We start from the raw sequence: 21,029 nt of genomic DNA, 5'->3' as shown, positions 1-21,029 counted from the left end.
AGACTCCTACATGCATCCTCTTTAGCAGGAATAGTATGTATGAAGCTAGGTGAAGTCGGCAGAAAGAAGGCTAGAGCCACCTTTTCAAGGAAGGTATGCCAACTGATATGCCGGACGGCTGAAAAATTGCTTATGGTGAGAATGTTCATATGGGAACTGACGAAACTCCGAATGTACGAATCTAAATGCCTACCTCATGGAAACATGTTGACCAACAAATGTTGGGGCAAGTGGCGTAAAGTACGATTACATGTTAGGAAATACGCTATATCGGACGATGGCGATATCAAACTTGCAGGTTCAAAGGAGTCACCTAAGGGCAATATGGATAGCTAGGATAGAAGGAACAAGGAAAGCAAGGGACGTCGCAACAAGGACTGCTATCCAAGACGGCTGCCATAAGGAACTTTCCCAAAGGCACTTGTCCTTGTGAGAGTAAGGGCGCGACCTGTGAAGCTTCTGTAATGGAAGTGGAGGAACAGCCCTGAGTCTTACTACTATGACTATCAACTTTCCAACAGTGAACTGTATCGGTCGGGTATGAATGTGGGGACAATCTCTGCAAAGGAGGTTGCCACAATACAGGCTCTTCGTTATTGGGATTACTACAACTTAACTGATACCTTTACGGATTTACACGAACGAGCTAAGCAGAATGGGACATTTATCCGCCTTTATGAACTAATCATTTCAAGGGAAAATATCCTTCTTGCTTATCGAACAATTAAATCCAATAAAGGATCAAAAACGGCTGGGACAGATGGCAAGACAATTGAGAACCTTAAAGTAATGAAGGAAAACGAGTTAGTGAGTCTTATTCAAACAAAACTGGAGAAATACCATCCTAAAAAGGTTAGACGCGTCTTTATTCCAAAACCTAACGGTAAGACAAGACCGTTAGGGATTCCATGCATCATGGATAGGATAATTCAGCAATGCTTTAAGCAAATACTTGAACCAATCGCAGAAGCTCATTTTTATAAACATAGCTACGGGTTTAGACCATTACGTTCAACCCACCACGCATTGGCAAGAGTTCAGTTCCTGATTAATAATGGAGGCCTTCATTATGTTGTAGATATCGACATAAAAGGGTTCTTTGACAACATTAATCATTCTATTTTATTAAAGCAGATGTGGAATTTAGGAATACATGATCGTAAAGTTCTACGGGTTATCAGTCGAATGCTGAAAGCCGAAATTGAAGGCGAAGGCATTCCTGATAAAGGAACACCGCAAGGGGGAATCTTATCCCCGTTGCTTTCCAATATTGTACTACATGACCTAGACATATGGGTTTCTGGACAATGGGAAAATTTCCAGACTAAGCACTCATACACACAGCGTAATAAATACAATGCCTTGAAAAAATCAAGGCTTAAAGAAGGATTCATCGTAAGATACGCTGACGATTTTAAAATCCTTTGTCGTGATTGGAAAACAGCACAAAAGTGGTTCCACGCCGTTAGACTCTACCTTAAAGACCGCCTAGGCTTAGAAATCTCTCTTGATAAGTCGAAAATCTTGAACCTTCGGAAACAAAAATCCGAATTTTTAGGATTTACAATTAAGGCGACTATGAAGGGAAAGAAGGAAGTTGCACATACCGGTGTGATTGAAAAGAAAAAGCAACAAATAAAACTGCAATACAAAAAACTCATTCAAAATATTAAACAATCACCTTCGGCCGGTAATGCGCACCGTTTTAACAGTTTTGTTCTTGGGATTCATAATTACTTTAAGAAAGCAACGCATGTATTTATTGAGTTCTCACGACTTGCCTATGACCTGAAAAAGTTCACCTATAATCGTCTAAAGCAGATTGGCATATACGAGCATCCGAATAATCCACCTCCTACATATAGGAAATTCTATTCAACAAGTTATCGAACATTTAATGTTGATGGGATATACCTGTATCCAATAGTGGATGTAAGAACCTCCAAAAATCTGAACTTCAGTCAAGAGCTAACACCATTCACAGTGGAGGGACGGAGCCTCATCATCAAAAAGCTTAGTGGGCATGTACAAACAGAGATCATCAAATTGATGAAATCTGACAATCCACAACGAAGCACTGAATTTCTTGATAATCGGATTAGTCGGTACAGTATGGTAATGGGGAAATGTGAAATTACAGGCATGTTCCTTTACGCGGATGATGTACACTGTCATCATTATGTACCAACTTATCTCGGTGGAGATGACAAATATAATAACTTGCGTATCCTTCATCGAGATGTCCATACATTGATTCATGCTACGAATGAACAGACGATTATTGGACTCAAGCGTATGCTTGGTTTAACAGAACCTATGCTGAAAAAAGTTAACCAATACCGCAAAATGAGTAACTTGGAAACAGTTGATTAGAACATAGTAGCAAGATGGAGCGCCGTGTGCGGTGAAAGTCGCATGCACGGTGCGGAGGTGGGGAAAAGGTAGCGACGTAGTTTAGTCAAAGCCTTACCTATACCTATTTGGTAAACAGGATGGCATCCGAATTACGCCAACCTTTTATCATATACGCAAGGACGGTTCCAAGAGACAGGAAGTGGACTTGTATTACCATCGGGGGCAGGAGCGGCTGATTCAGATCGGTTCTGCACAAGATGTGGAGAAACGTTACGTAATCCTGAATGCCAGATTGCGGAACGTGCCAGGGATGGAACTCGGTGATACCGCGCGTTATCAGTACAATCATGAATGGACTGCGGAAGAGCGAAGGAAATATACTATGGAACAGGCGATGGTTCGGTTCGTAAATCAGACTTCGCACAGCAAAACATGGACAGGTCGTTACAATTGGATGATCCTTCCGTCGCAGATTCGAACACTCATCGGTCCTAAAACAGAGATCCCTCCTGATGTGGATGCAGACCGGGCAAATGCTTCCATCCAGCGCTGGTACGGTGAATACAGCTTGCCGGCCGATGTATACGCTGTGCCCAAGGGAACGAATCTGGAACGTTTGGCACGGGAAACGGCGCTGGATGATAAGGCTGCTGTATTTCTAAATGATGGTTACATCATCGTGAATTTCAACTTGGAGACGCTGCAGCATGGAAACACCCTGGCTCCGCATCTGCAGTATATTCAGGCACCTTTGATGAATCAATGGCAGCTGGAAGGGTTTAATCCCAGTCCGCTGCATGAAGAAGGAAGAAATTGGCCAATGAAGGACGGCGATGTGGTATTCTATCATGCGGATCAATCCAGTCGTGATGATTTTCAATCGCAAGTCCCTCACTAAAGCCTTATTCAAACCGCATTGAAGTTTAAATAGACGATTGATCCTCGTAACCTCTTAAGAAGCAGTTGTGGCGTTAATCCACGCAGAGCTGCTTCTTTTTTGTGTTAACCTATTATGCTTGGTCCGAGGAACGGGTATAAAAGGTAAGGAGCACTCATTGTAATTCACATTGACCATACATGATGCAATTCACCATTCTAGCGGATGTCTGAAAGCGCTGAAGGAAGCCGATCCTGCCGAAATTTTTGATCCAAGCCATGGAAGTTACCGAAGCCGTGCCGGTGCACGTCATGGGAAAATGAAGCAGCAGGGGTCGAAAAGGGGTAATAGATGCACTTCAGTGGGGTGCAGGACATGCCTAATCACATTACGTTCATACTACGCTCTGAGAGGGGATTCACTATGATTGATGATATGCAGAAAAAACAAACAGCCGAGAGCACGAGTACAGTTTCGATGGACAGTACATATACAGGAAGAGATCTGGGTGTTACAACCGGACCGAATGTTTGCTGTTTCAAGGTATGGTCTCCAGCAGCTGTTCAAATGGGGCTCGTCTTGTATCCTCCCTTAACGGGTGGGAATCCCGAGCAGACTCCTAATCAGTTGAAACAAAGCATCCTGTCAATGCATCCGGATGAACAGGATTTGTGGGTTTTAGATGTGGAAGGGGACTTGCGGGGCTATCGATATATGTATAAATCAACCTTCGCAGATGGAACGTCAACAACAGCGGTTGATCCATACGCTCGGGCGGTAACGATGAACGGAGAGATGGGTGTCATTGTGTACATGGAAGAGACTCATCCTGAAGGATGGGAGCAGGATATCCGTCCAGAGTGCAGTCATCCTACGGATGCGGTTCTATACGAACTGCATGTCCGTGATTTCTCCATCCATCCTTCTTCCGGCATTGTGAATAAAGGGAAGTATCTTGCATTTACGGAGACCGGGCTGCGTGATGCCGCAGGTAATAAGCTGGGGATCGATCATTTGGCTGAGCTGGGCATTACCCATGTGCATCTGCTGCCAGTATTTGATTTTGCAACGGTAGATGAGTCGAATGCAGATAATGATCTGAAGGATGCATCCAACTATAACTGGGGCTATGATCCGCTGCATTACAATGTACCGGAAGGTTCATATGCCACGCGTGCAGATGATCCCGAAACGCGAATTCGTGAATTCAAGTCTATGATTCTTGCGCTTCATCGTAAAGGTATAGGTGTTATTATGGACGTGGTTTATAACCACACGTTTGATACTGCGGAGAGTTCGTTTGAAAAGCTGGTTCCAGGGTACTATTATCGTCAGCACGCAGACGGGACGTACAGCAATGGATCAGGCACAGGCAATGAGACTGCATCGGAACGAGCGATGGTTCGCAAATTTATTATTGATTCGGTTCGCTTCTGGGCAGAGGAATATCATGTGGACGGTTTTCGTTTTGATCTGATGGGACTGATCGACATCACCACGATGAAACAGCTAGCATCAGAGCTTCATCATCAGGTGTCTCCCTCCATCTTGTTATATGGCGAACCTTGGGCAGCGATGGACTCGCCTTTGGGTGATGAGATGACCGTGAAAGGAACACAGCGCGGTGCAGGTTTTGCAGTGTTCAACGACGATTTTCGCGGCCTCATTAAGGGAGATAGCGACGGAGACGGCAAAGGATTTGCAACCGGCGAAAATGGGAAGGAAGATCAGTTATGGACAGGTGTACAGGGATCAATTCATGATTTTACAGAAGGCCCGGCCGAGACGATTAACTATGTAACGGTTCATGACAATCTTAATCTGTGGGATAAGGTGGCACGAACACAAGGGCTGCAGGATACGCTGGGCTTTCTGGTTTATAACGAGGATGGAAGTATACGAGGGTTTGACAACGTGGAAGAAGCCGTTCGGAAGGCTGATCCTTATCTTCAGATCGATCCAGACAATGTGCTTGAGAACGAAACGGTCAGACGCTGCCTGCTGGCGAACGGCATTGTACTCACATCACAAGGTGTCCCGCTGATTGCGGCTGGAGATGAGATGCTGCGCAGCAAATTTGGCGATGCAAACAGCCATGAGAGTGGAGATATAGTCAACGCCATCCATTGGGATCAGAAACAGCGTTTTAAACCGGTATTTGACTATTATCGGGGTCTAATTCAACTGCGACGGGAGCATCCGGCCTTTCGAATGCGCACACGTGAAATGATTGAGCAGCATGTCCGTCTTTTACACAAAGAACAAGGTCTGCTCGTATTCGAGCTGCAGGGTGAGGACGTTCAGGATACGTGGAAACGGATCATTGTAATCTTTAATGCTTCCCCAAAAACACGTTCTGTCTCCATCCCTTCAGGCAGATGGAAGGCAGCTGTTGAAGATGGGTGTGTACATGCAGATTCGCTGGGCACAATGGAGAACTCCAAAGACCACCAATACAGTGATAACAGCCAGGTGCAGGTCAAGAGATTATCCATGACCGTGTTATATTCTGAGTGCTGAAGGGCAGGGTTCTCGTAGGTAATCAACAATCGCAATCTAACACAATGGCAGCACTCTCTTTAATATCCAAGGGAGTGCTTTTTTTAGTTCCGCAGGTACAGACGCTGTCAACCACAGCGCTTGTTTACATAAGATATAGATGAAAGCGATTGCTCATGAAATGCTTCGCTCTAGCCGATATGTTGAGTATTGACAACCCCGGGTTGACAAATAGCGTCCCGCTTCGTAACATCGGGACAATACGAATTCAAAGGATATAAAGGCGGTGGGAACGATGCCCGAATGGACTTCTTTTCGTTATGAAGGCAGCGATCTTGGTTTAACGTATACCTGTGCCGCGAGTACGTTCAAAGTATGGGCGCCTACGGCACAGCTGGTTCATATATTGATTTTTGAAGATGAAGGCGAGTACAACGACCTTGGCATTGTAACGAATCATGATAACGGTCAGGCATATGAGATGAAGCGTGATACTGATGGAATCTGGCAGCTGACCCTTTCGGGAGACTGGGCCGGTTATTATTATATGTACCGCATCGTTCATCAGGACCAGCGGGTGGAAATCGCAGCGGACCCTTATGGCAGAGCTGTGACGGCCAATGGGCAGCGAACAGCAATCATAGATCTGGACACAACCGATCCGGAGGGTTGGGACCAGGATGTGAAACCGTCTTTTCTGCACCCGGTTGATGCCATAATCTATGAACTGCATGTACGTGACTTCTCTTCTGACCCTCAGGCAGAACTTCCTTACAAAGGGAAATACCTGGCTTTTACGGCTTCAGGACTTACCGACAGCGCCGGCAATCGGATCGGGATCGATCATTTGGTTGAACTCGGTATTACTCATGTACATTTACTTCCTACAGCTGATTATCAGACGGTAAATGAGCTTGGTGCAGCGCATGCCGAATCCAATGTCAAAGCACCGTACAACTGGGGTTATGACCCGCAGCATTACAATGTTCCTGAAGGATCTTATGCAACGAATCCACGAGAGCCGGCTGTTCGCATCCGTGAATTTAAATTGATGATTCAATCGCTGCATCGGCAGGGTATTCGCGTTGTCCTCGATGTCGTCTACAATCATACGTACAGCGTTGAAAAGGGTCCTTTTGATCGTATCGTGCCTGGTTATTTCTATCGATCTTATGAAGATGGTACACGCAGCAACGGTTCGGGAGTTGGCAATGAACTTGCAACCGAACGTCCGATGGTACGAAAATATATTTTAGATTCACTGCGCTTCTGGGCTGCAGAATATCATATTGACGGGTTCAGGTTTGATCTGATGGCACTGATTGATCAGGATACGATGAGTGAGCTCACCCGTGAATTAAAAGAACAGTTCGATCCTGCATTTCTTATCTATGGAGAACCATGGATGGGCGGAGATTCACCGCTAATGCGTCCAACACTAAAGGGAACACAGAAGGGGCAGGGCTTTGCTGTATTTAATGACCACTTTCGCAGTGCGATCAAAGGGGATAGCGACGGCAGCGGCAGAGGATTTATCACGGGTGCGGGAGGTCTGGAGTACGAGATCTTAAAAGGTGCTGCGGGAGCGATCGATGATTTCGCCACTTCTCCGGCGGAAACCGTCAATTATGTAACTGCTCATGATAATCTGAATCTGTGGGACAAAATTGCAACCTCCCTCAATCTTCGTCATGATCTGGGCTTTCCCGTATGGAAAGACGGACAGCCCGTGGGGGGCGGCAGTGCCGAGTCAGCGGTCAAGGCAGCCGATCCTTATCGGTATGTGGATGAAACGAATGTAATGGATCATGAGATGGTTCGCCGCTCGCTGCTTGCATCAGGCATCCTGCTGACGTCCCAAGGTATACCGTTTCTGCATGCCGGGGATGAGATGTTAAGGTCCAAGGTTGGAGATCATAACAGTTATCGAAGTGGTGATGCCGTGAATATGATTTCTTGGGCGAACAAGGAACGCTTTAGACCCGTATTCGACTATTATCGCGGGCTGATCCAGCTAAGGCGTGCACATCCAGCGTTCCGTATGATGGAGGCAGGGCAGGTTCGCAGTCATCTTCGCTGCCTGCGGATGGACGGAAACGTTATTGTTTACGTGCTCGAGCATGGAGCGAATGAAGATGCGTGGAACCGGATCGTCGTGATTTATAATGGCTCGGACGAATCTCAGTCCATACATCTGGAGGCGGGGGAATGGAAGATTGTCGTGAATCATCATAAAGCTGGAACGGACGTCATTGAAACCGTCACAGGCGAAGTTCAGGTGGAACGGTGGTCGCTCATGGTTCTATACGATATGGAGCGTGCTGTTGAAGCTGATCCTGCTGCGCTGGAAGTCAGTGCGCCGCGCCGGGTATTCGCTCCACAGGAGACTTCAATCCTGCGGGCCATCGTGAAAGACAGTACTGGCAATATTCTGGAAGATATACCTGTCGTATGGAGTTCTTCCGATCCGGATATTGTAAGTATGGAAGAAAATGGTACATTCCATACCCTGGCTCGAGGTGCGGCTTCCATCACTGCGCGCTGCGGTCCGATTATGACCTCCTGTACCATTCAGGTCGATGTTCGGTATGCTGACCGAATCGAAATTGTAGGGGAACCCGTACTGTACACAACGCGAATTAGCCGTTTCCGCGCGCTGGTGTTGGATCAATACGGGCAGCCCCTTACAGATGCAGATATTCGCTGGAGCTCCTCTCACACGGATGTGGCAGCTGTAAGTCACACGGGAATGGTTAGGGCGCTGACTTCAGGCAGCTCAGTAATCATCGCAGAAGCTGGATCAGTACGGGCAGCCTATGCCGTCACCGTCCACAGACATATGTCACGAACGGTAACGATTCGATACGAGCGGTCGGATCACTGCTATGATGGCTGGGATGTTTGGGTGTGGGGAACAGGTATGGAGGATGGTGCCGTTCGATTAGAGCGTGCTGGCAGTGCTGCAGAAGCCCGGTTTCGCGTGGCTCCGGGTCTGCATCATCTCGGCTTTATCATTAGGCTTAACGAGTGGGAGGCCAAAGATACTTGCGGAGACCGTTATGTGGATATTGCACCTGAGGATGAGGACGTGCAAATTATCGTGAAAAGCGGATCAGAAGAGATGCAGATTGTGCGCGAAAATGATCGTGAAGCCGATGACCGGAATAGTGCTTGATTTTTAATCTTTGCTTACGCTCATTGAACTTAATTTAACAGAACGAATTGCACAGCCGGAACGAAATTCGGCTGTTTTTTTATGTGCATAAAAAAGCATATGTTAGTAAAAAAAGGTTATAAAAATAAGGATTGATGTTTTAGAAGCTGGATCATTGGGGTAAATATAGATATGGCCCAACATATGGCCTCAGAAAAAAGACCTTTTTTGGTCTACGAGAGAAGCCGCAGAGCTTGCCAACAAAATCAAAGTAGGGATCCCTTGAAGGAGGATGTTCAATCATGAAATCCAACGGAAAAATGGCTCAACTTACAGCAGCACCAAGAACAGAAAAGAAAGGCGCGGCTTTGCGCCTGTTAAGACAAGGTGGACGAGTACCCGCCGTTGTATACGGACCGGGACAAGAAGGTGCCGCCATACATGTGGATGAAAAAGAAATGCTAAAAATGGCTCGTACAGGCCGCTCGGAGATGTTTAACCTCAACGTGGAGGGTGGCAAAACGATCCCTGTACTGATCAAGGATCAGCAGGAGCGTAACGGGCGTCTGCTGCACGTTGACTTTTTGCAAATTTCCAAAAACAAACCGATCAGTGTCAGCGTAGCGATTGATTTTCAGGGTACGGCCGCAGGTTCCAAAGCAGGCGGTGTATTCCAGACCCAGGAAACGCAGCTTGAGGTTGAAGGGCTGCCTGCAGACCTGCCAACTTCAATCGAAGTGGATGTCAGCGGTCTGGAAATCGGTGATCGCTTGACGGCAGGCGACATTAAATTGGATAAAGGTTTAACGCTTGTTACGTCACCGGAATCCATCGTTGCTTCGGTTATGCCGCCGCAGGCTGTTGAAGAGGAGCCAACCGCTTCTGCTGATGAGGCAGCACCAGAATCGGAAGATGAGCAATCCAAAGAAGAATAGACGACGCTGGAATCCAGGAAGATTCCTCGTAGAGCTTGTCCTAGCCCAGTCCACTCCTTGTGGGCTGGGCTTTTTCATTTGCGTTGGATTCTAGATCCCATTTGTGGTACAACGGGAAGATAGATGAAAAAGAAAGCAGGTTGCTGTATGTTTGATCCCACCATATACGATAATCTAAAAGTAGCCATTGAGAATGTTCTGTATGACCTGGATAATCTGGATGAGTGCATTCAGATCACCGGGCGAAGAGATCAACTGGAGATGGCAAGCATGTCCAGAGAGTTTGGTTTGCAATTCTGTCTCAGAGAACAAGCAGGCGTTACTGCTGAAGTGATCCTGAAAAGTTCATTGGAGACTATTGCAGCAGAGATTTTAGAAACACCCGGAGTGCCAGCGGGCTGTGAACTTGAACTCCGTTTTGCATTCACAACCAAAGAACCGGAAGCATGCTGTCATGATATTCAAGAGGTGATGCAGGAAAATTGGCCTGATCAGCTTATACTGCAGCATATTCATTATATTTTTGGAGAATCGCCGATGTCATTTCACGTTTCCGCCAATATTTATTTCGGCAGGCATGTGAACGAGGAACAAATGCATGATATTCCAGTGTTATGTGACCGAATGATTCATGTCCTGAACAAGTTGAAAGAAATACACGGATAGATCTGAGAAGCAAATAGAATTTTTCGAAGCCTTGTCTCGTTTGGAGATCAGGGCTTTTTTGTATTTATTTTAGATTTTTGTATAGGCTTTCAGGCTTAGTAAAATCGGATTATGGGTTATTAATTTACGCAAGCAAGTAAGAGAATGTATATTTAAAGAGGGGAAAAGTGCAATTGTACTATAAATAAAAGGTGAATTTGCGAAAAAAATACTTGGGACTAAAGATTTATATATGAACTAAAGGAACTAGTTTTCCTTGCCGATAAAATATCGAAGGGGAGAAACTACATGACAGAGAAATTAATTCGTCTGCTGCGTATACTTCAGGCTATACAAGCTAATCCCGGAATCTCTGCCAAGGAATTGGCACTGAAATGCGGTACAACTGTGCGCACAATATATCGTGATCTCCGAATTTTGGACAGGGTAGCCCCCATAATGAACGAAGGATACGGAAAGGGTTATCGCTTTATTGGCGATTTTGCCATGTATCCACTGGACTTTACCGAACAGGAAGCCATGCTCTTCTGCATGATTCCAGCCTTGGTCGATACATCTCAATTACCGGCTGAATTTGATTCTGCTTTTGATAAGGTAATATCGACTCATACCAAACTAAAAACAAGGAACCGTGAAATTGTGGAAAATATTGCAGGCATTATTCGAATGGGGATACCTGCTTACCGTGAAGAAGGAAAAGACCCCAACTTGTTAATTCCCATTATCGAAGCGATTTTAGACGGGCATACAATACAGGCTCAATATCATACGCTCACGGACAACGAAATTACGGTTCGGCATATTGACCCATATTATCTTATACCGCGCGACCAGCGTTTTTATCTGATAGGGTATTGTCATCTGCAGCAGAAAGTTCAAATGTTTCGTATAAGCCGTTTTCTCGATGTAGTAAGAACCAATGCTGTATTTGACATGGGCGACTTCAACATAACCCAGTATATGAAGAACACCTGGTCCGTTGACCGTGGTGACGAACTTATACATTTTAAGGTGAGATTCTCTGAAAAGGTTGCCCCCTACATAAAAGAAGAAGAGCTGTTTGTTCGCCCGCGAATGACAGATCTTGTGGATGGCGGATTGTTATTCGAAGTAACGCTGAACAGCAGTCGTGAATTTTTACAATGGTTATATCAGTTTGGCCCGGAAGCCGAGGTGCTTGAACCTCGTGAGTATAGGAAAGAAATTCGTAAACAACTTTTGGCATGGCTGGACCACTATGGAGATGAAGAGGCCCTGCAGCTGTAGACCAAGGAATATAGTTATAAAAAGGAGCATGTATATGAGTATCAAAATTTTTGCCGCCATGATGGGCATGGATAATTATCAAGGAGCACAGGCTCTGCATGTGGGGGATACGATTTATCTTGTAAAGGACCCGGACAATCGCCTGGATCACCAAGCCATTAAAGTCGTTATCCCACCGATTGGTGAGGTAGGTTATATCATAAATCACGCTGCAGAGGTACCTCACGGCTGCTGGACTGGATCTGGATTCTATGATGCTTTCTACCAACAGACCTGTGCAAAAGTGAGATTTATGATGAAGGAAATGGTCATTATTGAATTAATTGAAATTACACGTGTACCGATATCTCAGAAGGACTCGATCATTGCAGATTGGCAGTATCGTTAGAAAACTTGAACAGGAAATAAGGCTCATGAGCGAATGAGCCTTGTGTACACAGCTTCCAAGTGTAAGGCAGTCCTTGCCCAACCGAAGTTTGAAAATGCTGTTTCACGGCCGCTTTTCCCCATGGACTGCACAAGATCGGGACTGACAGCCAAATGGCGTAAAAAGGAAGCAAACTGCTGCGGCTTTTTGTAACCAGAGATCAGGTATCCGTTTATTCCTGAATGAATAATTTCACGTATACCGCCATTATCCGAAGCGATGACAGGTATTCCGGAAGCCATAGCCTCCACATTGACCAGGCCAAAGGCCTCGTGATTTTGCGAAGGGCATACCAGGCAGTCAACGCTTCGATAGAGCTGGTCGATCTGCTCATGATTCATCTGACCCAGAAAGACAGCATGCACGTCATGTTTCTGCGCAAGGTTACGAAGGGAACGTACATATTTCGGAGGTCCTTTGCCCGCAATAACCAGTTGTAAAGGGATTTGCTTCTGCGCTGAAGCAGCTGCGCGTATAAGAATATCTACCCCTTTGCCAGGGATCACTCGCCCGACATACAGGACAGCGAAATGTTCGGTAATACCGAATTTCTCACGCAGGTGCTGACGCTCTCCGCTGCTGGCCGCTGGCCGGAATCGATCAAGGTCTGTGCCAAGTGGGATCACGTTCAATCGTTTCTTTACAGCAGGGAAACGGCGGCTGAGTCTGCGTTTTAACGATTGGCTGTTCACTGCAATACAGTCGGCTTTTTTTAGTGAATTCATTTTTCCCGGTCCAGGTTGTGCGAAGGTGAGTGAGTGGAGATATAGGATAACAGGGGTTTGGGGAAAGGCCTGTTTGATCGCCGCCATACTGTAAGGTCTGTTGTCTACTTGAATGACATCACAATCAAGTGCACGGAGCAAACGAATGGCTGAACGGGTATACCCCGCAGCGTTAGAAGCAGGGATTCGCCGAATCGTTATATCATCGATCTGTTCAAGCGCCGGGAGTCCTTTGACACTACGGCAAATAATGGTTACCTGATGGCGGAGGGCAAGCTCGCGTGCGATCCCCAATATACAGATTTCCACTGAACCATTGCCCGGCAGAGGCAATTTCTCCGGTGCAACCATAACAATATCCATGAATCCGCTCCTTCTTGTCCGATATCGGTAATACCTCTTGTCATTCATTGTATGTATGAGTAATGCGTTTGGCTCCTGTGAGACATATGAATCAAGTTAATGCATGAAAGTGGAATATTCTACTGCCGTACTGAGTGCGGATGAAGACGGCTTTTGTGATATACTGTGAAGGACACAACTTACGTTATTGCATAGAAGCAGGAGGAAAGAGGATGTTACGTTCAATGCTGGGGCGTTTCCGGCTGATGTTATGGTTACAGGGAGTTTCATATGTATTGCTGCTGTTCGCTGCGTTTCCCCTCCGGGATGCGGGAATTATGCCTCAAGCGGTCACTTGGTTCGGTAACTTGTATGGTTTTCTGTTCCTGATGTACCTCTTGTTTATGGTATCTTTATATACGGTCCAGAAGTGGCGTTTGCGCCGTCCCATCGCGCTGTTTTTCATTTCTTTTGTACCGCTGGGAAATATGATTTATGATTTTTTTGTTTTTCGAAAATTGTATCGTGACGCCGGAAATAAAGCTTGACTTTATTTTGTGTTATGAAATATGATGTTTACAAGCTATTAATCCGTTTCAACTAAAACTACATATTCCTGTTAAAGGGGAGTAGCTTTTACAGTAAAGTCGTCAATTCGGGATCACATCCCCGGCTTTATTGGCAGCGATTGTTGTTAGCGAGACCTTTACCAAGTCTATTGATGCTCGGTAAAGGTTTCTTTTTGTGGTTATAAAAGGACCTTACCAGTGATGGTAAAGGTCCTTTTTTTTGTACATCATAAGTTTAATAAGGAGGAGTCAATGTTGGAACCAGCACTATTATTAGAATACGGGTGGGTACTCGTGGTCCTGGTGGTTCTTGAAGGATTACTGGCAGCAGATAATGCCTTGGTACTCGCGATTATGGTTAAACATCTGCCTGAGGAGAAGCGTAAAAAGGCCTTATTTTATGGTCTGATGGGTGCATTTATTTTCCGTCTGGGATCATTGTTCCTGATTTCATTCCTGGTGGATGTGTGGCAGGTTCAAGCAATCGGGGCACTGTATCTCCTGTACATTTCGATAAATCATATCGTCAAAAAGATCATGAGTGGCCGGAATAAAACAGACGAAGCAGTCGACGATGCACCTAAAAAAGCGAAGAAACAATCCGGTTTCTGGATGACGGTGTTCAAGGTAGAAGTAGCGGATATTGCTTTTGCAGTAGACTCCATTTTGGCAGCCGTAGCTTTGGCGGTTGCTTTGCCACCGAGCGGCCTGCCGCCGATTGGCGGATTGGATGGCGGACAGTTTATCGTCATTTTCCTTGGCGGTTTCATCGGACTTGTCATCATGCGTTTTGCAGCTTCATTTTTCGTGAAGCTGCTTCATTCCCGCCCCGGCCTTGAAGTTGCTGCTTTTGTGATTGTAGGTTGGGTAGGAGTGAAGCTGTCAGTCATTACACTGGCACACCCTTCCCTGGGTGTTCTGGATGAGCATTTCCCTGAAAATAAAATATGGAAAATCGGTTTCTATATCGTATTAATCACGATTGCTGTATGTGGATGGTTTCTATCCTCCAAAGTACCTGCCAAGGAAGACGAAAACCCTGTGAAGGAACTAGAGAAACAGGCAGATTTGTAAAGACAACGAAGTTCTTTGGCGCTGTATGAACTGCTTAAAGGTACAGCGATGACTGTTGGATCAGAACTGGAAAAAGAGGAGGCTGCCCAAGGGCGGCCTCCTCTTTTTTTAACTTCTTGGAAAGTATAGTGGTATTGAATTTCCAAGAAAAGGGTTGACATTTGAAAAGATGAGCCTTTAATATATACATATCAATGATGAAGGGAGGCCGAAAGACATGACGTTAGGTTATGATTTGAATCCAAAGCACAGCAGCACAACTGCATATCCGGCTCATCGTCTTTTTGGCCTCATACGGACGACATGAAAGAACGGGCATATTGTTTAAGGCATAGACTATTACGTCTTTAGACAGTATGTGTTCTTCGCTATATCAAGCGATGGATGACAGGTACAAACTTGATTTGTCCTGTTATCCATTATTGTCATGCAGTATAAGCCATGGACGATATGTCCGTGGCTTTTTTTATATTGTTTTACACCGAAACGAACGGAGAGGACAGAACAAACGAAGAAATCAAATGGGCCGCCAAAAGGAATTTTGAAAGAAAGCTGCTTCGCAAACATAGGCTTATCACCGGTATTTCCTTTAACAAAAAGGAATAAAAAAACGTAGTGATACCATTGATTGGACGCTTATTCTGTCATCGGAGTCTCCGTTCAGACATCTTTAAATCAACAATATATCCCATTAAAATGAAATTTGCTGAACGCACAGGAAGGAATTAAACTTAGATATGAATAACAAGATGAATGGTTTTGAAAATGTAAACGAGTTGACAGAGGGGTACCGTCATCAAGTCAAATTACCAGCAGGGGAACTTACCGTTTATGCAGCACAGCAGCTGTTCTCTTCACTGGATTACAAAGTTTTTGAGATGGCTAACAATAATTTGCAAATACCGGGCATTTCGTATATGGGCTATACCCCAGACGTGCATGTCGGTGTAGGCACATGTATTGGAACGACGGCGGTCTGGGAGGCGCAGAGCGGATATGTGTCGCCCTCGATCGTGGGCAGTGATATCGGCTGCGGCATGAGAGTACATCTGACCAATCTGCATAAGGATGACCTGAAAGAGGTAAAGCTGCGCCGTAAATTAGTTAAAGCGATTGAAAAGGTGCTGCCAATGGAGGCCAGCCAGCGGGGACATTTCTCGGATATAAGACTGGAGCACATTGTACGAAAAGGACTGCACGGACTGCCGAAAAAATACATTCCAGACAGTTACACTCCGAAGAAATCTACTTCGCTTACACATGTGGAGAGCAGTAAGTTCACATATGATGAAAATGTATTAAACCTTGTCCCGGATATGACCTGGCACCGGTCTCATCGTCAGCTAGGCACACTGGGCGGAGGGAATCACTTTGCCGAGATTCAGGCTATTGAGATCGCTGAGGAAAATCGTGAAACAGCCGAAGCATGGGGACTTTACGATGGACAGATTGTGGTCATGATTCACTCCGGTTCACGGGCATGGGGCGGGTATGTAAGCCAGACCAGCTCGTCTGCGATTGCCAAAGTAATGCAGCGGCTGGGACTCGGAACTTCCGATCCCAGATTGGTATTTGCCCCGCTGGAGCATGCGGAAGGCCGTCACTACGTGAATATGATGTACTCTGCGTTGAATTATGCTGTAGTAAATCGTCATCTTATCGCCTATGCCATGCGGGAGGCCTTCCAGGACGTGTTCGGACCGAAATGTGAATTCCGTACACTATACGACCTGATGCATAATTATGCTTGGGAGGAATCCCATGCAGCGCGAGGTTCTGTTTTTGTACACCGTAAAGGGGCAACCCGTGCTCTGCCTGCAGGTCATCCGGATAATCCAAAACCTTATATAGCTACGGGCCATCCGGCACTGATTCCGGGGTCTATGGGCACGGCTTCATATATCATGGTCGGTCAGCCTGAAGGAGCAGACAATTATTATTCAATATGTCATGGTGCGGGCCGGATTCGGTCGCGTACAGCGACCAAACGCCTGGTGACCGTAGACGATTTTGCGGCAGCGCTGGGCGTCGGAACAGAAGACGAGATTGTAGTCAACCAGCGGTCTTTGGAGTCTATTATTGATGAATCACCCCAGGCTTATAAAAATGTCGATGAAATTATAGATAGTGTTACCGGCGCGGGACTGGCTCAGGTGGTAGCCAAATGCAAACCGCTTGCTGCGGTAAAGGGAGCGAAATAATGAACGAAAAGGATAAAGAAATGACTAGAGCAGAAGCGATCTACACCTATGATGAGCAGCATGATACTCGTATTCGGGTGGAAGGGTATGCCGTATATTCCAGACTGATTCGCGGCATTGGCGAGGCTCTTTTGAAGCGTTACGGCGTAGAATACAAGCTGTATTCAAGCTCTGATCCGAACAATGAATATTGGGAACTGCTGCGAGAGGATTTGCAGAATGGCAGTGCTGATGTCGAGCTTGTAGCCCGTATCTTCGAGGATCTTGAGCTTCAGACACTGCATTACGAAGATGACGGAGATGTGCCTACATATGGCGTACATTACTCCATTCGTAATAACGTATTTGCGTATCCCAAATGGGGCGTTGCCCTCGTGCGGGTACCCTTTTTCCGCGAGAACGGAATCTACAGTGAAGATTTTGTATTTGCTGTAGGGGACGAAGAGATGAAGCAATTTCTGGGAAGTGTCCGGGAACGGGAGCGTCAGCAAAATATGAAAAAAGTAACGGTGTACACGGATGCCCGCAATGGCAGTGATCGGCATGTGGAGTCGATCACCCGTTCGGTAAGCAGAGAAGATGTGGTTCTCTCTGCACAGATTAAGCAGGATATTTTCCGCTCACTGGACCAGTTCTTCGAAGCAGACCGCTCCTTTTACCGGGATTACGATATCCCTTACAAACGCGGCATTTTGCTCTATGGCCATCCGGGAAACGGAAAAACAACACTTGTGAAATCCATCGCAGGAAGTATTCCCGGGCCGGCCGCTTATTGGCAGATTACGGAATACACGAACAGTGAATCGGTGCGTGAAGTATTTGATGCCGCAAAACGACTGGCACCGATGGTGCTGATCATTGAGGATATCGACTCGATGCCGGATGAAGTCCGTTCCTTTTTTCTAAATACGCTGGATGGCGCGACGTCCAAAGAAGGAATCTTCCTGATCGGTACGACAAATTATCCGGAAAAAATTGATCCCGGCCTCATGAATCGTGCGGGACGATTCGACCGTGCTTACGAAATTCCGCTGCCTGACGAAGCTTTGCGGCTGCAGTATTTGCGGCAGCGTGGATTCAGTGTGTTTGCGGGTGAAGAAGGAACCCTGGAGGCGGCTCGTCTTACAGATACGTTCTCGCTTGCACAATTGGGCGAATTATATGTCAGCGCTGCGCTGGAATGGCATCAAAATGGTCGGACGGATATCGTTCAGGTTATTCAGTCCATGCGGGGAGAGCTGGACAAGAGCCATAAGCATAATTGGCTTGCACAGCCGGGTAAAGGCCGGGCCGGATTTTATTGATCTGATTATAAAATATAAATTCACCTTAACTGGGTATACTAACCTTGTCTCTGCTAACATACAATGACATTCGGGAGGTCCAATCGCAGCCATGTGCTGATGAAAAGCAGGAAACTGACACGGCCTGTTGCCAAGCCTCACGGAATGCCTGTTTAGCAGAGAAGGATGCATGTTGACAATAGGTTATTTACTGCATTTTTTATGCCAATTGTTTAAATGCCTCCGGAGCGGTTAATAGTATGTCAGACGCAACAAAAACTTAAAATTAGAGGTGAATGATATGGGTTGGTTATGGTCATTAATTATCGGTGGTATCATTGGTTGGCTGGCAGGTCTGATTGTTGGTCGTGACATCCCAGGCGGCGTTATCGGTAACATCGTTGCCGGATTTATCGGTGGATGGTTAGGCGGAGTAATTCTTGGAGACATGGGTCCAGAAATGGGCGGGTTCCACATTGTACCGGCATTGATTGGTGCGATTGTGCTTGTCGCCATCGTTAGCTTGATTTTCCGTTCAATGGGACGAAGCCGCGGGTAAACTGCAGCATATCAAATGTCCTAATTGACAAGCTGGTGTACAGCTCCGAGCTGTCCCATAACATTGGTTTATAACTGCTTCCAAGTGAAGCTGAATGAAGAGGTTGATGAAGAGCCATTTCGGTGGCTTTTCATCAACCTCTTGTTGTTTTACAATATAAGAATGATTGCGTATCTAAGCTTATGCTTTCAATATAGTGTTTGGAACCAGAGGAGATGAGGAAATGGAGAAGGCAGTGTTTGCCGGCGGATGTTTCTGGTGTATGGTCACCCCTTTTGAGGAGCAGCCGGGAATCCACAGTATCGTATCAGGTTATACAGGCGGTCATGTCGAGAATCCGACATATGAGCAGGTAAAGACAGGGGAAACAGGGCATGTGGAAGTGGTGGAGATTACCTTTGATCCGGATGTATTTCCTTACGAACGTTTACTTGAGCTGTACTGGCCTCAGATTGATCCAACCGATGACGGAGGACAGTTTCAGGATCGGGGTTCGCAGTATCGTACCGCCATCTTTGTATACAATGAACGCCAGCGCCAGCTTGCGGAGCAATCCAGGCAGGAACTGGCGGCCAGCGGCCGTTTCAGTCAGCCCATTGTGACCGAAATTCGGGATGCTGTAACCTTTTACCCTGCTGAAGACTATCACCAAGATTATCACAAAAGAAACGAGAAGCATTACAAAGAAGATCGGGCGATGTCCGGAAGAGACGAATTCATTAACGAGAACTGGAAATAAGTGAAGCCGGAAAAGCCTGTCAGGGCTTTCCGGCTTCTTTTTACTTGAGTTAAAAGCGTATCAGGATAAAGGGGATATTACTTGGCTGACGACTTAAGTACAAATTTGGACAGCGCTTCATCCTTCATGGAATAGAAGACATCGTTGGTATAGGCCGATACACGATCTAATGAAGGAACGGCAGTGCTGACGGTATACACATGGACATCTTCCAGAGTCTGGGGATCAAGAATATATCCGGTTTTGGCAAAGTCAAGCTGATACTGCCCGTCCTGCGTTCGGTCAACATGCATGAGTACAGGCTTGGCATCCTGGAATAAACGCTCGGTTACTTTGCCTTTCATCGTATACAGTTCCAGCTTCGGACCAGTTAGAACGGTATATCCGCTGCCAGCCGTCTGAATGAAAGCATCACCCGCGATTGCACGTCCCCACGCGAGTTTGCCATCCGGACCAAATCCCATCAGACGATTACCTGTAGACTCAAAGTTGGCGCGCATCAGAACAGAGCCGTCGTCCAGAATCGCCAGAGACTCACCGCCACCATCGCCTTGCGTATTGGCATCTGCCGGGAATTGATAGAAGGACAGACGAGTTAACGAGGAATCATAGATTTCGATCTTGGGATTCGCTGCCGGCTGCCAGAAGCTGCCTGATTTTACCTGTTTGCTCGCATCCACCACGATCCGGCCATGACCTGCTTGAAGCACAGTCCCTGTAATCGCTTTTTCAGTTAACAGTTTACCCTTCTTGTCATACAGGGAGAGCGTTGAACGCACGGAACCGTTAGCCTGTACACCCTGACTGGCAGCGACCAGCAGATTATCATTATCCATCAGCGAAATGGATGCAGATGAGTTCACGGTTTTCACCCAGTTGGTTTTACCGGAAGTGTTAAAAGAATATATTTTTTTGCTTTTATCCGAATATTCCATGTATACATAGGCTGTTCCGTTACTCGTGTATAAAGAATTGGAGTATGTCGTATAAGGTCCACTTTTTTCATGGAAAATTGTACTCCACTTCAGCTGTCCTGTCTTGGCATCCAGTGCTTGGAGGGAATCGAGCTGCCAGTCCAGAGTTGTTTTGCTGCTGGTTTTGATGACAGGCTGCGAAGCGTGCACATACACCAGGTTTTTGGAAGGTACAGCGTAGATTTCCTTGATCAAGACATCTTTTTCCGTGTTGGCTTCGGTTAACATGAGGGAAGTAGAAGTCCATGCCGGTTTAGGGAAGGACTCTGCCGCCGCTGCTGCGTATCCTGTTGAATTCATGTTGAGAAGAAGCATGCCGCTGAGCAAAAGAACTGCCCATTTTGTTGACTTATGTTTGTGAGTGTTAAAAATATGCAAGTCATA

Annotated in this window: 16 protein-coding genes; 14 read left to right on the top strand and 2 right to left on the bottom strand. The window is 46.2% G+C overall.

Annotated elements, in window-relative coordinates:
• Positions 1–579: 579 nt before the first annotated feature.
• The 8 genes from ltrA to MKY97_RS22085 all read left to right on the top strand — a co-directional run bounded on the left by ltrA (position 580) and on the right by MKY97_RS22085 (position 12,140).
• Positions 580–2,373 carry a group II intron reverse transcriptase/maturase gene (gene ltrA / locus MKY97_RS22120; RefSeq protein ID WP_342556423.1) on the top strand — a complete coding sequence of 598 codons (1,794 nt, stop codon included), beginning with the start codon at positions 580–582 and terminating at the stop codon, positions 2,371–2,373.
• Between the two features lie 187 nt (positions 2,374–2,560).
• Entirely contained in the window at positions 2,561–3,253 is a 693-nt protein-coding gene (locus MKY97_RS22115; RefSeq protein WP_342552421.1) for a hypothetical protein, read from the top strand.
• A gap of 402 nt (positions 3,254–3,655) precedes the next feature.
• Positions 3,656–5,752: a type I pullulanase gene (gene pulA, locus MKY97_RS22110; protein ID WP_342552420.1), complete on the top strand. Its 2,097-nt coding sequence runs from the start codon at positions 3,656–3,658 to the stop codon at positions 5,750–5,752.
• Between the two features lie 274 nt (positions 5,753–6,026).
• The gene (pulA, locus tag MKY97_RS22105; RefSeq protein WP_342552419.1) at positions 6,027–8,906 is read left to right on the top strand and encodes a type I pullulanase; all 2,880 of its coding nucleotides are present in this window, start codon (positions 6,027–6,029) and stop codon (positions 8,904–8,906) included.
• A gap of 281 nt (positions 8,907–9,187) precedes the next feature.
• A complete protein-coding gene (locus tag MKY97_RS22100) occupies positions 9,188–9,820 on the top strand; it encodes a 50S ribosomal protein L25 (protein WP_342552418.1) in 633 nt (210 codons plus the stop codon).
• Positions 9,821–9,967: 147 nt separating this feature from the next.
• On the top strand, positions 9,968–10,486 hold the full coding sequence (locus MKY97_RS22095; RefSeq protein WP_342552417.1) for a hypothetical protein: 519 nt from the start codon (positions 9,968–9,970) through the stop codon (positions 10,484–10,486).
• A 288-nt stretch (positions 10,487–10,774) separates the two neighbouring features.
• A complete protein-coding gene (locus MKY97_RS22090) occupies positions 10,775–11,752 on the top strand; it encodes a transcriptional regulator (protein ID WP_342552416.1) in 978 nt (325 codons plus the stop codon).
• Between the two features lie 34 nt (positions 11,753–11,786).
• Entirely contained in the window at positions 11,787–12,140 is a 354-nt protein-coding gene (locus MKY97_RS22085; RefSeq protein ID WP_342552415.1) for an HIRAN domain-containing protein, read from the top strand.
• Positions 12,141–12,163: 23 nt separating this feature from the next.
• On the opposite strand, the gene MKY97_RS22080 is transcribed toward MKY97_RS22085, so the two are convergent.
• The gene (locus MKY97_RS22080; protein WP_342552414.1) at positions 12,164–13,267 is read right to left on the bottom strand and encodes a glycosyltransferase family 4 protein; all 1,104 of its coding nucleotides are present in this window, start codon (positions 13,265–13,267) and stop codon (positions 12,164–12,166) included.
• A 212-nt stretch (positions 13,268–13,479) separates the two neighbouring features.
• On the opposite strand from MKY97_RS22080, the gene MKY97_RS22075 reads away from it, so the two are divergent.
• The 6 genes from MKY97_RS22075 to msrA all read left to right on the top strand — a co-directional run bounded on the left by MKY97_RS22075 (position 13,480) and on the right by msrA (position 19,671).
• The gene (locus tag MKY97_RS22075) at positions 13,480–13,794 is read left to right on the top strand and encodes a DUF3817 domain-containing protein (protein WP_342552413.1); all 315 of its coding nucleotides are present in this window, start codon (positions 13,480–13,482) and stop codon (positions 13,792–13,794) included.
• Positions 13,795–14,067: 273 nt separating this feature from the next.
• Positions 14,068–14,889, top strand: coding sequence for a TerC family protein (locus tag MKY97_RS22070; RefSeq protein WP_342552412.1), 822 nt, complete (start codon positions 14,068–14,070; stop codon positions 14,887–14,889).
• A gap of 749 nt (positions 14,890–15,638) precedes the next feature.
• Positions 15,639–17,090, top strand: a complete 1,452-nt coding sequence (locus tag MKY97_RS22065) for an RtcB family protein (RefSeq protein WP_342556422.1) — start codon at positions 15,639–15,641, stop codon at positions 17,088–17,090.
• Between the two features lie 20 nt (positions 17,091–17,110).
• Positions 17,111–18,394, top strand: a complete 1,284-nt coding sequence (locus MKY97_RS22060; protein ID WP_342556421.1) for an AAA family ATPase — start codon at positions 17,111–17,113, stop codon at positions 18,392–18,394.
• Positions 18,395–18,674: 280 nt separating this feature from the next.
• Positions 18,675–18,932 (top strand): GlsB/YeaQ/YmgE family stress response membrane protein, encoded by a 258-nt coding sequence (locus tag MKY97_RS22055; RefSeq protein WP_145406117.1) that lies wholly within the window; start codon positions 18,675–18,677, stop codon positions 18,930–18,932.
• A 223-nt stretch (positions 18,933–19,155) separates the two neighbouring features.
• The gene (msrA, locus tag MKY97_RS22050) at positions 19,156–19,671 is read left to right on the top strand and encodes a peptide-methionine (S)-S-oxide reductase MsrA (protein ID WP_342552411.1); all 516 of its coding nucleotides are present in this window, start codon (positions 19,156–19,158) and stop codon (positions 19,669–19,671) included.
• 77 nt (positions 19,672–19,748) lie between these two features.
• On the opposite strand, the gene MKY97_RS22045 is transcribed toward msrA, so the two are convergent.
• The gene (locus MKY97_RS22045; protein WP_342552410.1) at positions 19,749–21,023 is read right to left on the bottom strand and encodes a hypothetical protein; all 1,275 of its coding nucleotides are present in this window, start codon (positions 21,021–21,023) and stop codon (positions 19,749–19,751) included.
• Positions 21,024–21,029: the final 6 nt, after the last annotated feature.

Origin of the sequence: Paenibacillus sp. FSL R7-0652 (assembly GCF_038595045.1) — a bacterium.
Classification (GTDB): Bacteria; Bacillota; Bacilli; order Paenibacillales; family Paenibacillaceae; genus Paenibacillus.
Note: the sequence above shows the minus strand (reverse complement) of the source record. Positions and strands in the feature narration are given on the sequence as shown.

Excerpts from the sequence above, each read along its gene's own strand:
- MKY97_RS22055 (WP_145406117.1), top strand. The coding sequence starts at position 18,675 with ATGGGTTGGTTATGGTCATTAATTATCGGTGGTATCATTGGTTGGCTG.
- MKY97_RS22090 (WP_342552416.1), top strand. The coding sequence starts at position 10,775 with ATGACAGAGAAATTAATTCGTCTGCTGCGTATACTTCAGGCTATACAA.
- MKY97_RS22085 (WP_342552415.1), top strand. The coding sequence starts at position 11,787 with ATGAGTATCAAAATTTTTGCCGCCATGATGGGCATGGATAATTATCAA.
- MKY97_RS22100 (WP_342552418.1), top strand. The coding sequence starts at position 9,188 with ATGAAATCCAACGGAAAAATGGCTCAACTTACAGCAGCACCAAGAACA.
- MKY97_RS22070 (WP_342552412.1), top strand. The coding sequence starts at position 14,068 with ATGTTGGAACCAGCACTATTATTAGAATACGGGTGGGTACTCGTGGTC.
- MKY97_RS22080 (WP_342552414.1), bottom strand. The coding sequence starts at position 13,267 with ATGGATATTGTTATGGTTGCACCGGAGAAATTGCCTCTGCCGGGCAAT.
- MKY97_RS22065 (WP_342556422.1), top strand. The coding sequence starts at position 15,639 with ATGAATGGTTTTGAAAATGTAAACGAGTTGACAGAGGGGTACCGTCAT.
- pulA (WP_342552420.1), top strand. The coding sequence starts at position 3,656 with ATGATTGATGATATGCAGAAAAAACAAACAGCCGAGAGCACGAGTACA.
- msrA (WP_342552411.1), top strand. The coding sequence starts at position 19,156 with ATGGAGAAGGCAGTGTTTGCCGGCGGATGTTTCTGGTGTATGGTCACC.
- MKY97_RS22075 (WP_342552413.1), top strand. The coding sequence starts at position 13,480 with ATGTTACGTTCAATGCTGGGGCGTTTCCGGCTGATGTTATGGTTACAG.
- MKY97_RS22060 (WP_342556421.1), top strand. The coding sequence starts at position 17,111 with ATGACTAGAGCAGAAGCGATCTACACCTATGATGAGCAGCATGATACT.
- MKY97_RS22095 (WP_342552417.1), top strand. The coding sequence starts at position 9,968 with ATGTTTGATCCCACCATATACGATAATCTAAAAGTAGCCATTGAGAAT.
- pulA (WP_342552419.1), top strand. The coding sequence starts at position 6,027 with ATGCCCGAATGGACTTCTTTTCGTTATGAAGGCAGCGATCTTGGTTTA.